The 12152-nt window shown below is 67.3% G+C and carries 11 protein-coding genes; 6 read left to right on the forward strand and 5 right to left on the reverse strand.

Going from position 1 to position 12152, the window contains the following annotated elements:
- Positions 1 to 47 precede the first annotated feature (47 nt).
- The 3 genes from clpX to tig all read right to left on the reverse strand — a co-directional run bounded on the left by clpX (position 48) and on the right by tig (position 3623).
- Positions 48 to 1319 carry an ATP-dependent Clp protease ATP-binding subunit ClpX gene (clpX, locus tag BLA15945_RS17425; RefSeq protein WP_006489345.1) on the reverse strand — a complete coding sequence of 424 codons (1272 nt, stop codon included), beginning with the start codon at positions 1317 to 1319 and terminating at the stop codon, positions 48 to 50.
- A 163-nt stretch (positions 1320 to 1482) separates the two neighbouring features.
- Positions 1483 to 2136: an ATP-dependent Clp endopeptidase proteolytic subunit ClpP gene (gene clpP / locus BLA15945_RS17430; RefSeq protein ID WP_010092137.1), complete on the reverse strand. Its 654-nt coding sequence runs from the start codon at positions 2134 to 2136 to the stop codon at positions 1483 to 1485.
- A gap of 140 nt (positions 2137 to 2276) precedes the next feature.
- Positions 2277 to 3623 carry a trigger factor gene (gene tig / locus BLA15945_RS17435; protein ID WP_059233926.1) on the reverse strand — a complete coding sequence of 449 codons (1347 nt, stop codon included), beginning with the start codon at positions 3621 to 3623 and terminating at the stop codon, positions 2277 to 2279.
- Positions 3624 to 4023: 400 nt separating this feature from the next.
- Between tig and BLA15945_RS17440 the strand changes: the two genes are divergently transcribed.
- Both BLA15945_RS17440 and BLA15945_RS17445 read left to right on the forward strand, forming a co-directional pair.
- The gene (locus BLA15945_RS17440) at positions 4024 to 5169 is read left to right on the forward strand and encodes a glycerate kinase (protein ID WP_059233925.1); all 1146 of its coding nucleotides are present in this window, start codon (positions 4024 to 4026) and stop codon (positions 5167 to 5169) included.
- Between the two features lie 62 nt (positions 5170 to 5231).
- The gene (locus BLA15945_RS17445; protein WP_174993005.1) at positions 5232 to 5681 is read left to right on the forward strand and encodes a MarR family winged helix-turn-helix transcriptional regulator; all 450 of its coding nucleotides are present in this window, start codon (positions 5232 to 5234) and stop codon (positions 5679 to 5681) included.
- A 172-nt stretch (positions 5682 to 5853) separates the two neighbouring features.
- On the opposite strand, the gene BLA15945_RS17450 is transcribed toward BLA15945_RS17445, so the two are convergent.
- Complete coding sequence (locus tag BLA15945_RS17450) at positions 5854 to 6852, reverse strand: 2-dehydropantoate 2-reductase (protein ID WP_174993006.1); 999 nt, start codon at positions 6850 to 6852, stop codon at positions 5854 to 5856.
- Positions 6853 to 6952: 100 nt separating this feature from the next.
- The gene (locus tag BLA15945_RS17455; RefSeq protein WP_174993007.1) at positions 6953 to 8101 is read right to left on the reverse strand and encodes a helix-turn-helix transcriptional regulator; all 1149 of its coding nucleotides are present in this window, start codon (positions 8099 to 8101) and stop codon (positions 6953 to 6955) included.
- A gap of 302 nt (positions 8102 to 8403) precedes the next feature.
- Here BLA15945_RS17455 and BLA15945_RS17460 point away from each other — a divergent pair, with 302 nt between their 5' ends.
- The 4 genes from BLA15945_RS17460 (at position 8404) to BLA15945_RS17475 (ending at position 12147) form a co-directional block, all read left to right on the forward strand.
- Positions 8404 to 9450: a porin gene (locus BLA15945_RS17460; RefSeq protein WP_174993008.1), complete on the forward strand. Its 1047-nt coding sequence runs from the start codon at positions 8404 to 8406 to the stop codon at positions 9448 to 9450.
- 21 nt (positions 9451 to 9471) lie between these two features.
- Entirely contained in the window at positions 9472 to 10680 is a 1209-nt protein-coding gene (locus BLA15945_RS17465; protein WP_174993009.1) for an MFS transporter, read from the forward strand.
- 16 nt (positions 10681 to 10696) lie between these two features.
- Complete coding sequence (locus BLA15945_RS17470; RefSeq protein ID WP_174993010.1) at positions 10697 to 11806, forward strand: class II histone deacetylase; 1110 nt, start codon at positions 10697 to 10699, stop codon at positions 11804 to 11806.
- A gap of 110 nt (positions 11807 to 11916) precedes the next feature.
- Entirely contained in the window at positions 11917 to 12147 is a 231-nt protein-coding gene (locus BLA15945_RS17475; RefSeq protein WP_059233918.1) for a hypothetical protein, read from the forward strand.
- The last annotated feature ends 5 nt before the right edge of the window (positions 12148 to 12152 follow it).

A 12152-nucleotide genomic window follows, 5' to 3' on the forward strand; every position in this document is an offset into this window, starting at 1 on the left:
ACGGTCTCATGAACGGCCTTTTTCGCAGAACATCGTCGGCAAGCCGGTCAGTTCGAACCCGCCACCTTCGGCGTGTCCTCGTAGATCAGCAAAGGCTTGCCGTCGCCATCGATGACGTTCTCGTCGATGATGACTTTGCTGACCCCTTTCATCGTCGGCAGCTCGTACATCACGTCGAGCAGCGCCTGTTCGATGATCGAACGCAAACCGCGCGCGCCGGTCTTGCGGCGGATCGCCTTGCGGGCGACTGCCTGCAGCGCGCCCGGCCGGATTTCCAGCTCGACGCGCTCCATCGCGAACAGCTTGTGATACTGCTTGACGAGCGCATTCTTCGGCTCGACCAGGATCTTCATCAGCGCGGCTTCATCGAGCTTGCCGAGCGTCGCGACCACCGGCAGGCGGCCGATCAATTCGGGGATCAGCCCGAATTTGATCAGGTCTTCCGGTTCCGTCTCGCGCAGCACTTCGCCCGCGTCGCGCTCCTGCTTGCTCTTGACCGTTGCGCCGAAGCCGATGCCGGTTTTCTCGGTGCGATCGGTGATCACCTTTTCGAGACCGTCGAACGCGCCGCCGCAGATGAACAGGATGTTGGTCGTGTCGACCTGGATGAAATCCTGGTTCGGGTGCTTGCGGCCGCCCTGCGGCGGCACCGACGCCATCGTGCCTTCGACGAGCTTCAGCAGCGCCTGCTGGACACCCTCGCCCGACACGTCGCGCGTGATCGACGGGTTGTCCGACTTGCGGCTGATCTTGTCGATTTCGTCGATGTAGACGATCCCGCGCTGGGCCTTGTCAACCTCGTAGTTGCAGTTCTGCAACAGCTTCTGGATGATGTTCTCGACGTCTTCGCCGACGTAGCCGGCTTCGGTCAGCGTCGTCGCATCGGCGATCACGAACGGCACGTTCAGCAACCGCGCGAGCGTCTGCGCGAGCAGCGTCTTGCCGGAGCCCGTCGGGCCGATCAGCAGAATGTTGCTCTTCGACAGCTCGACGTCATCCTTCTTGTCGAGATGCTTCAGGCGCTTGTAGTGGTTGTACACGGCCACCGCGAGGATCTTCTTCGCGCGCTCCTGGCCGATCACGTACTGATCGAGGATGTCGCGAATTTCCTGCGGGCTCGGCAAATCCGACCGGGACAGGCTGGCCTCGACGCCGGCGGCAGCCGCCTCGTCGCGAATGATTTCGTTGCAGAGGTCGATACATTCATCGCAGATGAACACCGACGGGCCCGCGATGAGTTTTTTCACCTCATGCTGGCTTTTCCCGCAAAACGAGCAATACAACAGCTTCTCGCTGTTCGAACCTTTTTTGTCCGCCATGAATGTAGAGCCTCCGGACAGGTAAATGACATGATACGCCGAATGCTCCGGACGCCGCGCCTAGGGCGCGACCGGAGCCGGCTGGATGTGCTTGCCGCAGATGCTCAGGGCGTTCGGGACAGCAGGGGCCGCCGCACGAATCGGGGCGGCACCCCACTTATGCTCACGGGCGCTTCAGCAGCACCTGATCGATCAGCCCGTATGCCTTCGCATCCTCGCTCGACATGAAGTTATCACGGTCGGTGTCGCGCGCGATGCGCTCGACGTCCTGGCCCGTGTGCTGCGCGAGCAACTGGTTCAGCCGCTCCTTCAGGTAGAGGATTTCGCGTGCCTGGATCTCGATGTCGGATGCCTGGCCGCGCGCGCCGCCGAGCGGCTGGTGAATCATCACGCGCGAGTTCGGCAGCGCGAAGCGCTTGCCCTTCGCACCCGACGCGAGCAGGAACGCGCCCATGCTGGCCGCGAGCCCCATGCACAGCGTCGACACGTCCGGCTTGATGAACTGCATCGTGTCGTAGATCGCCATGCCGGCCGACACCGAGCCGCCCGGGCTGTTGATGTAGAGGCTGATGTCCTTGTCGGGATTCTCGCTCTCGAGGAACAGCAATTGCGCGACCACGAGGTTGGCGGTCTGGTCGTTCACTTCGCCGACCATGAACACCAGGCGCTCCTTCAGGAGACGCGAGTAGATATCGTACGAACGCTCGCCGCGGCCGCTCGTTTCGACGACGATCGGCACCAGCCCCAGCGCTTGCGCCTCGAAACCCTGCGGCGCGTTCGAAGCAAGCATGTCCAGCAATTCAGCGCGAGTGATCATTCAATGAACCTTGTTCGAATGGAAAATTGAACGGAAGGAAGCCGCCCGCTCAATCGCCATATTAATGGCAACCGTGCGCTTGACGTAAAAACGGCGTGCGGGCCGTCGCTCCGACAGCCGGCACGCCGCTAGAGCAACACTTACGCTTGCGCCGATGCGCTCGCGAGTGCCTCGAAGCTCACTTCCTTGTCCGTCACCTTCGCCTTGCCCAGCACGAAATCGACGACGTTGCTTTCAACGACGAACGCTTCCATCTCGGCGAGGCGCTGCTGGTTGGAATAATACCAGCGGACCACTTCCTTCGGGTCTTCGTAGCTCTTCGCGAACTCGTCGACTTCCGCGCGGATCTGTTCCGGCTTCGCTTCCAGGCCGTTCGACTTCACCAGCTCGGCCAGCACGAGGCCCAGCTTCACGCGGCGCTCGGCCTGCTCGGCAAACATTTCCGCCGGGATCGGTGCGTCCTTCGCGTTCGGCACGCCGCGCTGCGCCAGATCCTGGCGAGCCATTTCGACGAGACGTTGCTGGTCCTGCTCGATCAGTGCCTTCGGCACGTCGAGTTCGGAGATCTTCAGCAGCGCGTCCATCACCTGGTTCTTGACGATCGACTGCGTGCGGCGCTTCGCTTCGCGCTCGAGGTTGTCCTTGATCTCGCCGCGCATCTTCGTGAGGTCGCCGTCTTCGATGCCGAGCGACTTCGCGAATTCGCCGTCGATTTCCGGCAGGTGCGGCCACTCGATCTTCTTCATCGTGACCGTGAATTGCGCGGTCTTGCCCGCGACGTCGGCACCGTGGTAATCGTCCGGGAACTTCAGGTCGAACGTACGCGCTTCACCGACCTTCAGGCCCAGTGCGGCGGTTTCGAATTCCGGCAGCATGCGGCCTTCGCCGAGCACGAACGGGAAATCTTCGGCCGTGCCGCCCTGGAACGCGACGTCGTCGATCTTGCCGACGAAGTCGACCGTCACGCGGTCGCCGTTCTTCGCTGCGGTGTCCGCGCCGCCGTCGCCGTGCTCGCCGGCTTCGCCGCGTGCGTGGAAGTGGACGCGCTGCTTGCGCAGGATGTCCAGCGTGCGGTCGATTTCAGCGTCGCCGATCGACGTCGTCGAGCGCTCGACTTCAGCCGTCGCCAGATCGCCGATCTGCACTTCCGGGTAGACCTCGAACGTCGCGTCGAACGCGTACGCATCTTCAGCCTGTTCCTGCTTCGGCTCGAAGCTCGGCTGGCCGGCGACGCGCAGGTTTTCCGCGCGGCTGATCGTGAAGAATTCCTGGCCGATCTTGTCGCTCAGCACTTCTGCCTCGACCTGACCCGCGTATTGTTGCGCGACCATCTTGAGCGGCACCTTGCCCGGGCGGAAACCCGGCATGCGCACGTTCTTCGCGAGTTTCTGGATACGGGCGTCGATTTCCTTCTGCACGGTGTCTTTCGGCAGGGAAATCGTCACGCGGCGTTCAAGCTTGCCGAGGTTCTCAACAACGTTAGCCATGGCTTCAATCGTCCTAAAATTATTCGAGCGAATCGGGTTTTCCTTGCCGTGCCTGCCTGCGGCGTGAAGTGCGTCACATCAAGCGTCACCTTCACACGCCGCGCCGGAGCGCCACGCCATCCCTGCACGTGCCGGATGGCTAGCGCAAGCGGCTCGGAGCACGGCTTTGGCCGGAAGAATCGACTATTCTAGCAAACAATTTTCCTCTCACCGCCAGATCAGCGCGACACACGCGTGTCCCCGCCGTGTCGACGGCCCCTTGCACGGCAATGCGCGCGGATCGCCGCTATGCCGAACGCCGTATCCACCACGGGCCCGCCATCCTGTAAGCTCCGATAGAGAGTGAGCCGCCATTGCGGCCCCGCCATTCTTCACACTAATCACGCCTTCCGGAGACACCATGCCGCAACACCCGTCCGCGCCTGTCGTCGTCATCGCGCCCGATTCGTTCAAAGGCTCGCTTTCCGCCGAGCAGGTCGCGGACGCGATCGCCACCGGCATTCGCCGCGCCCGGCCCGACGCCGTCGTGCGCTGCTGCCCGATGGCCGACGGCGGAGAAGGCACGCTCGATGCGATGCTGGCAGGCGGCGGCACGCGCCGCACGCTGCGGGTAGCCGGTGCGTCGCTCGCGGCACGCGACGCGGCAGTCGGCGTGATCGACGCGCGCACCGCGATCGTCGAGACGGCCGAAATCGTCGGCATTACCGATCCGGTCGGCATGAGCGTGCCGGTCGACGCGCGCAGCACGCGCGGGATGGGCGAGGCGATCCGCACGCTGCTCGACGAAGGCGTGCGCCGCTTCTTCGTCGCGCTCGGCGGCAGCAGCACCAACGACGCCGGCGCCGGGCTGCTCGCCGGCCTCGGCCTGCAATGCTTCGATGCAAGCGGCCAGCCGGTCGAGCCGGTGCCGGCGCGACTCGCCGACATCGCGCGCATCGACGCGTCGGGGCTCGACCCGCGCCTGAAGGAAACGGAATTCGTCGGCATGTCCGACGTCGACAACCCGCTGACGGGCGCGCACGGCGCGACCGCCGTGTTCGGTCCGCAAAAGGGCGTGACGCCCGCGCAGGTCGCGACCCTCGACGCCGCCCTCGCCCGCTTCGCCGACCTGCTCGAAGCCGCACTCGACCGCCGCAGCCGCGACCTGCCGGGCGCGGGCGCCGCGGGCGGCCTCGGTTTCGCGCTGCACATGCTCGGCGCGCAGTTCGAAGCCGGCGCCGAAGTGGTCGCGCGGCAGGTCGGGCTCGACGCCGCCCTCGCCGGCGCCGACTGGCTGATCACCGGCGAAGGCCGTTCCGACGTGCAGACGCTGCACGGCAAGGCGCCGTTCATCGCATGCCGGCATGCGCAGGCCGCCGGTGTCCCCGCGTCGCTGCTGTCGGGCGCGGTCGATTCGGCCGCGCTGCCGCGCCTGTCCGAACATTTTTCCGGCTGCTTCTCGCCGGCCCCCGGGCCGATCACGCTCGACGTCGCGATCCGCGACGCGGCCAATCTGCTCGCGAACGAAGCAGAACAGTTGACACGCCTGAAGTACGGCGCACACTGACCGTTGACCCGAGCGCGCGATACAGGAACAATCGGGCCCGCCCTTTTTTTTCAGGATTCGACATGAAAGGCCGTCAAGCCGGGCTCGATCAGTTTCTGACCTATCGCCTCCACGCGCTCACGAAGCGCTCCGACCGCGGGATCGGCGAGGTGTACCGGCACAAGCTCGACATCTCGCTGCCCGAGGCGCGCGTGATCGCCGCCGTCGGCGCGTTCGGCCCGTTCTCGATCATGGATCTCGCGCGCCACACCAATCTCGACAAGAGCCAGGCGAGCCGCGCGGCCGAGGCGCTGCTGCGCCAGGGCCTGCTCGAGCGCAGCGCGAGCGAGGAAGACGGCCGGATCGTGCTGATCGCGCTGACCGCCGACGGCCGCGCGCTGCATCGCAAGATCATGCCGATCGTGCGCAAGTGGAACGACGGCTTGCTCGCGTGCCTGTCCGACAGCGAACGCCAGACGTTCGAGCGGCTGCTCGACAAGGTCGTCGTGCACGCCACCGAACGGGACGACTGAGCCGAGTCACGGCCCCGGCATCGCCGGACGGCCGAACGCAGCGGGCAGTATTGATCCGACGAATCAGACAGGCCGCCCGCGTCGCGTCATGCGCGATCCGGGCGGCCCGTTTTGCATCATGCGGCGGCATCGCGCGTTGCCGGCGGCCGCGAATTCAGCGGCCCCGCGCGTATTACAGCCCGCTGTTCGTCGCGCGCTGGCGCAACAGCCCGAGCACCGCGTCGCAGTACGGAGTCGGCACGCCAAGCTTGCGGCCGAGCTCCGGAAACACGCCGAGGATCGGCCCGATCTCAAGCGAACGCCCTGCTTCGACATCCTGCAGCATCGACGTCTTGAATGCGCCGAGCTTGCGCGTCACCGCGATCCGCTCGGGCCCGGTCATCCCGGTGGACAGGCCGAGCTTCGCGCCGATCGCGGCCGCCTCCTCCATCATCCGCAGCGCAAGTTCCTGCGTGAACGGATCGTCGAGCAACTGCTCGGCCGTCGAACCCGTCAGCGCACTCAGCGGATTCATGTTCATGTTGCCCCACAGCTTCGTCCAGATCTCGGTCCGGATCGCGGGCGTCGACTCGACGTCGAAGCCGCCTGCCGCAAGCGCCGCGGCAAACCGCGCCGTGGCGGCGGCGAGCCGCTGGTCCGGCGCGCCGACGATCAGCCGGTTGCCGCGCCCGCGGCGCACGACGCCCGGCGCGTCGGTGCTCGACGACAGGTGCACGACGCAGCCGATCGCCTGCGCGGGCGGCAACGCCGCCGACACCGCGCCGGCCGGATCCACCGCATCGAGCGGCACGCCGTCGACCGGCCCTGCGAGGCCGTGCGTGAACCACCACGGCAACCCGTTCATCGCCGCGACGATCACGGTGTCCGGCCCGACCAGCGGCGCAATGCGCGCGGCCAGCGCCGGCAGCGCCTGCGCCTTCAGCGCGATCACCACGTAGTCCTGCACGCCGAGCGCGGCCGCGTCATCGCTTGCCCGCACCGGCACCGACGACGTGGTGCCCGCTTCGTCGATCACGCGCACGCCGTACGTGTTCAGCGCGTCGAGCGTTGCGCCGCGCGCATAGGCGCTCACGGTCATGCCGGCCCGCGACAGCGCGGCCGCGAGCAACCCGCCGATCGCGCCGACACCGACCACCGCCGCGCGCACCGACCCTGAATTCGTGTCGTTCATGATGGAATTCCGTCTCCTGGGAGCTGACGAGCATAACGCTCAATGGTTGCGGGCACAACCATTCGTGCGGAAGCGCGCCGTGCGCCCGCGTTCGTTCACTTCAGCGCGGCATGCTGCCGGCTTCGACGGGTTCATCGTCGGCCATGCTGCCGCCCGTCGCGCCGAGCACGCCCGCGATCTGGCTCTTGTCGTGCATGCCGAGCTTGCGGTACGCGCAACGCAGGTAGTGATGCACGGTCGTCGGCGAAATCGCCATCTGCTGCGCGACTTCCTTGTGCGAGCGCCCCGAGCCGTAATAACGGATCGCCGCAAGCTCGCGCGGGCTCAGCCGGTCGAGCAGCGAACGGGGCCGCGCCTCGATCTGGAACAGCCCCGCGACCGGCACGCACTGGATGCGCAGTGCGCCGCCGACGAACGGCTGGCCCGACTGGCGCCGCAGGTGCGCGACGAGCGGCTCCGGCACGCGCGCGCCGGCCCAGGCCGGCCACTCGGTGCGCAGCACGTCGTCGAAGCCGTGATCGGCATGGTGGAGCACACCGAAGTTGTCGCACAGTGCACGCGCCGCCGGTGCAACCGTGTCGGCGCGCTCGCGCGTGAGCTGCGCGGCGCGATTGATCGTCAGCGCAGCCGCGAGGTGCGGAATCACTTCCTCGAAACGGCGCGCGTCGTCTTCGCTGAACGGCCGGTTCAGGCCCTGACGGTAGATCGACATGAACGTCGTCAGGCCGAAACGGCGATCGAGCGTACACACGCACATCAGCTGTGCGAGCCCGTACTTCACGCACCAGTCGCGAAACCGCACGTCGAGCCCCGGCTCGACGACCGTCAGCCGCACCGCGCGGCCGTGCGCGCCGTGCAACGTGCGGTGCGCGAGCGGGTCGCAATCGCGCACGCGCTTCCAGTCGATGAAGAACGTGTGCGGCAGGCGGTACAGGAAGCTGTTGTGCATCACGGGGCCGGTCGGTGCATGGGTCGCGACGCCGGTCCACGCGGCATCGAACGGAATGAGCGCCTGCAGCAACGAAAAGAACCGGTACTCGAATTCGCCGATGCCGGATTGCGCGGCGACCGCGTACAGGTCGAGCAGCATCAGCCCGAGTTCGCGCTGCGACGCGTCGCCACGCGCGACGCCGTCGAAATCGGCACGCCGGGACGGTAGCGGCGGCCATGCGAATTCGTCGAGCACGATGGCGGCCGGCACGTCGCGCAGCGCTTCGAGATCCTGCCCGATATCCGTCGTGATCCTCACCTTTCGCTCCCCTGCCCGATCGGGCTGCCGATGTGCGCTACGACACCGGTCGATTATAGCGAGCGGCTTTTTTGGCAGGCCAAGGTGCCGGAACGGGCGCCAACCCCATCCATTTGAACGGTGCGCATCGCGTTGCTGCTGCGCAGCACGCCGCACTGCGGCATGCCACCGCGTCCGTGCCGCGCACCGCGGGTTTTCCACACCGTTCATCTGGACGACTGTTCGAAGGCTTTCCCGCTGCGGACACTGCGTCGCGACAACACCAACGACACACCGATGCAGGACGGTATGGAGAACCCCACGTGACGACACCCCGCTTCATCCGTACGGCCGCGGCCGCCGCGACGCTTGCCGCGTGCAGCGCCGCCGCGCATGCGCAGTCCGCCCTCACGCTGTACGGCGCGCTCGACGCCGGCGTGCAATACCTGACGCACGCCGACGGACGCCACTCGGCCGTGCAGTTGCAGAACTACGGCATCCTGCCGTCGCAGATCGGCATCAAGGGCCACGAGGATCTCGGCGGCGGCTGGCGGGCGCTGCTCAAGCTCGAACAGGGCCTCAACGTCAACGACGGCACCGCGACCGTGCCGGGCTACGCGTTCTTCCGCGGCGCTTACGTCGGCATCGCGGGGCCCGCCGGCACCGTCACGCTCGGCCGGCAGTTCAGCGTGCTGTTCGACAAGACGCTGTTCTACGACCCGCTCTGGTATGCGTCGTATAGCGGCCAGGGCGTGCTCGTGCCGTTGAATGCGAACTTCATCGACCATTCGGTGAAGTACCAGTCGCCGACGTTCGCGGGCTTCGACGTCGAGGCGCTCGCCGCGACGTCCGGCGTCGCCGGCAATACGCGCGCCGGACGCGTGCTCGAACTCGGCGGCCAGTACACGAGCAACGGACTGTCGGTCAGCGCGGTGCTGCATCAGGCATACGGCGATGTGTCGGCAGCCGACGACACGTCCTCACGACGTCGCGAACTCGGCACGCTCGCCGCGCGTTATGCGTTCGCGACGCTGCCGCTCACCGTCTATGCGGGCGTCGAACGACTGACCGGCGACCTCGACGCGGCACGCACGATCGTCTGGGGCGGCGCGCGTTACCTGACGTCGAACGGCATCGGCCTGAACGCGGGCGTCTACCACACCGATTCGCGCACGCCGGCGATCGGCCACCCGACGCTGTTCATCGCGAGCACCACGTACGCGCTGTCGAAACGCACCGTCGCGTACGTGAACCTCGGCTACGCGCGCAACAGCGGCCAGAGCTCGCAGACCGTCTACGAATACGATCCGACGCCGCTCGCCGGTGCGTCGCAGTTCGGCGCGATGGTCGGGATGTACCACCTGTTCTGATTCCTCCAACGAGATTCCGCCATGAAAACCCTGTCTCCGGATGCCGCACTCTCGCCCGACGGCCGCGCGTCGACATTCGCGCGCTCGACGCTCGCCGCACTCGTCGTGTTCGCGGCGATCACGCCGCTGTTGCTGCTCGTCGCACCGGCCGTCGCCGGCCAGCTCGCGACGCAGCTCGGGCTGTCCGCGTCGCAGATCGGCACGTACTTCTTCGTCGAACTCGGTGCGTTCAGCCTCGCGACCGTGCCGTCGTACCTGTGGCTCGGTCGTGTCGACGCGCGCCGCGTCGCGGCATTCGCCGTCGCGCTGTTCGGCGCGGGCAACCTGCTGACCGCGCTGTGGATGCCGGGCTTTGCCGCGCTGCTCGCGCTGCGCGCCGTCACCGCGCTCGGCGGCGGCTCGCTGATGGTGCTCTGCATGACGAGTGCGGCAACGAGCAGGAACAGCGACCGCGTATACGGCCTGTGGGTCGTCGGCCAGCTGATCGCGGGCGCGGTCGGCCTGTTCGTGCTGCCGCACGTGTTCGCCGCATTCGGGCTGCGCGCGCTGTACGTTGCGCTCGCCGCGCTCGCCCTGCTCGCGGCGCCGCTGTCGCGCGGCTTCCCGTCGTCGCTCGGCACGCAGCCGGCAGCCGCGCACACGGCGCGCGGCGACGCGACGCAAACGCCGCGCAGCTTCGTCGTGCTCGCCATCGGTGCCGTGCTGACGTTCTATCTCGCGATCGGCAGCGTGTGGACGTTCGCGAGCCGCGCGGCGGCCGAGGCCGGGCTCGATCCGCAGTCGACCGGCAACATGCTCGCGATCGCGAGCGTGATGGGGATCGCCGGCGCGGTGCTCGCCTCGTGCGCGGGCGGCCGGCTCGCGCGGCGCGCGATGCTGGCGGCCGGCTATGCGCTGCTTGCGGCGTCACTCGTCGCGCTTGCCACGATGCGTCACACCGGCGGCTACAGCGCGGCGATCTTCGCGTTCAAGTTCGCGTGGACGTTCGTGCTGCCGTTCATCCTCGCGACCGTCGCGCAGATCGACACGTCGGGCCGCCTCGTCGCGACGCTCAATTTCGTGATCGGCGCAGGCCTTGCCGCCGGCCCGCTGCTTGCGGGCCTGATGCTCGACGCCGGCGGCACGATGCGCGCGCTGTTCGTGGCCGCGACGGCCGTCGCGATCGTGTCGTTCGCCGCGCTGCGCCATATCGATCGCCGCGCGCGCCCCACCCTTTCTCCCCAACCGTGACAGGTCACGCACATCCATGAATCGCACTGCCTTTTTCACCGACGAACGCACCTTCTGGCACACCGGCGGCACGCACGCGCTGTTCTTCCCGGTCGGCGGCTGGGTGCAGCCGCCGTCGAGCGCGGGCTACGCGGAATCTCCCGATTCGAAGCGCCGCTTCCTGTCGCTCGTGCAGGCGTCGGGCCTCGCCGCGCAACTCGACCTGCGCGGCGCCGAGCCGGCCACGACCGCCGACCTGCTGCGGATTCATCCGGCGCATTATCTCGACGCGTTCCGCGCCCTCAGCGACGCGAACGGCGGCGACCTCGGCGATCTCGCGCCGTTCGGCAAGGGCAGCTACGAGATCGCCGCGCTGTCGGCCGGCCTCGCGATCGCGGCGGTCGATACGGTCGTCGGCGAGCGCGCGGCGAATGCGTTCTCGCTGTCGCGGCCGCCCGGCCATCACTGCCTGCGCGACCGGCCGATGGGCTTCTGCATGCTGGCGAACATCCCGATCGCGATCGAGGCCGCCCGCGCGAAATACGGCATCGAGCGCGTTGCCGTGATCGACTGGGACGTGCATCACGGCAACGGCACGCAGTCGATCTACTACGACGATCCGGACACGCTGACGATCTCGCTGCACCAGGACCGCTGCTTCCCGCCCGGCTACAGCGGTGCGGACGATCGCGGCGAAGGCGCGGGCGTGGGCGCGAACCTGAACGTGCCGCTGCTCGCGGGCAGCGGCGACGATGCGTATCGCTACGCGTTCGAGCGGATCGTCGTGCCCGCGCTGGAGCGCTTTCGCCCCGAGCTGATCGTCGTGGCAAGCGGCCTCGACGCGAGCGCGGTCGATCCGCTCGCGCGCATGCAGCTGCATACCGACAGCTACCGGTTCATGACGCGCGCGGTGAAGGATGCCGCGCAGCGCCATTGCGGCGGGCGGCTCGTGATCGTTCACGAAGGCGGGTATTCGGAGGCGTACGTGCCTTTCTGCGGGCTCGCGATCGTCGAGGAACTGGCCGGCATTCGCACCGATGTCGACGATCCGATGCTCGATCTCGCGATCGCGCAGCAACCCGGCGAGCGATTCGTTGCGTTCCAGCGCGAGCTGCTCGACGAACTGGCGGCATCGTTCGGGTTCTGACGCGCGGGAACGGACATGAGGGGCCGGCAGGCGCCGGCCCTTGCGCGATCCGCGCGGATGGGGTTTGCTGTGCTTTTATCCATGTTCCGGCCCGATGCCGCACTCATCCGATGAAATCGTCCCCGCGCGATGACAACGACAACGCCAAAACGCGCCGCCAGCCATCGAAGCTGGTCCTGAACATCGCTGCCGTCACGGTCGGCCTCATCACGTTCGCGATCGGCGCGGCGTGGGTGATCTACAGCTGGGTCGTCGATCGCGAAGCGCAGTATTTCGCGATTCCGCTGGTGTTCTCGGTGCCGGTGATCGTGGCCGTCGCAATCCGGAGCTTCTGGGAGTAGGCGCG

Source organism: Burkholderia arboris (genome assembly GCF_902499125.1).
Taxonomy (GTDB): domain Bacteria; phylum Pseudomonadota; class Gammaproteobacteria; order Burkholderiales; family Burkholderiaceae; genus Burkholderia; species Burkholderia arboris.

Bases quoted from the DNA above. Each gene is read 5' to 3' on its own strand.
- BLA15945_RS17445 (WP_174993005.1), top strand. From the start codon at position 5,232: ATGAAAGGCCGTCAAGCCGGGCTCGATCAGTTTCTGACCTATCGCCTC.
- clpX (WP_006489345.1), bottom strand. From the start codon at position 1,319: ATGGCGGACAAAAAAGGTTCGAACAGCGAGAAGCTGTTGTATTGCTCG.
- clpP (WP_010092137.1), bottom strand. From the start codon at position 2,136: ATGATCACTCGCGCTGAATTGCTGGACATGCTTGCTTCGAACGCGCCG.
- BLA15945_RS17440 (WP_059233925.1), top strand. From the start codon at position 4,024: ATGCCGCAACACCCGTCCGCGCCTGTCGTCGTCATCGCGCCCGATTCG.
- tig (WP_059233926.1), bottom strand. From the start codon at position 3,623: ATGGCTAACGTTGTTGAGAACCTCGGCAAGCTTGAACGCCGCGTGACG.
- BLA15945_RS17475 (WP_059233918.1), top strand. From the start codon at position 11,917: ATGAAATCGTCCCCGCGCGATGACAACGACAACGCCAAAACGCGCCGC.
- BLA15945_RS17450 (WP_174993006.1), bottom strand. From the start codon at position 6,852: ATGAACGACACGAATTCAGGGTCGGTGCGCGCGGCGGTGGTCGGTGTC.
- BLA15945_RS17465 (WP_174993009.1), top strand. From the start codon at position 9,472: ATGAAAACCCTGTCTCCGGATGCCGCACTCTCGCCCGACGGCCGCGCG.
- BLA15945_RS17470 (WP_174993010.1), top strand. From the start codon at position 10,697: ATGAATCGCACTGCCTTTTTCACCGACGAACGCACCTTCTGGCACACC.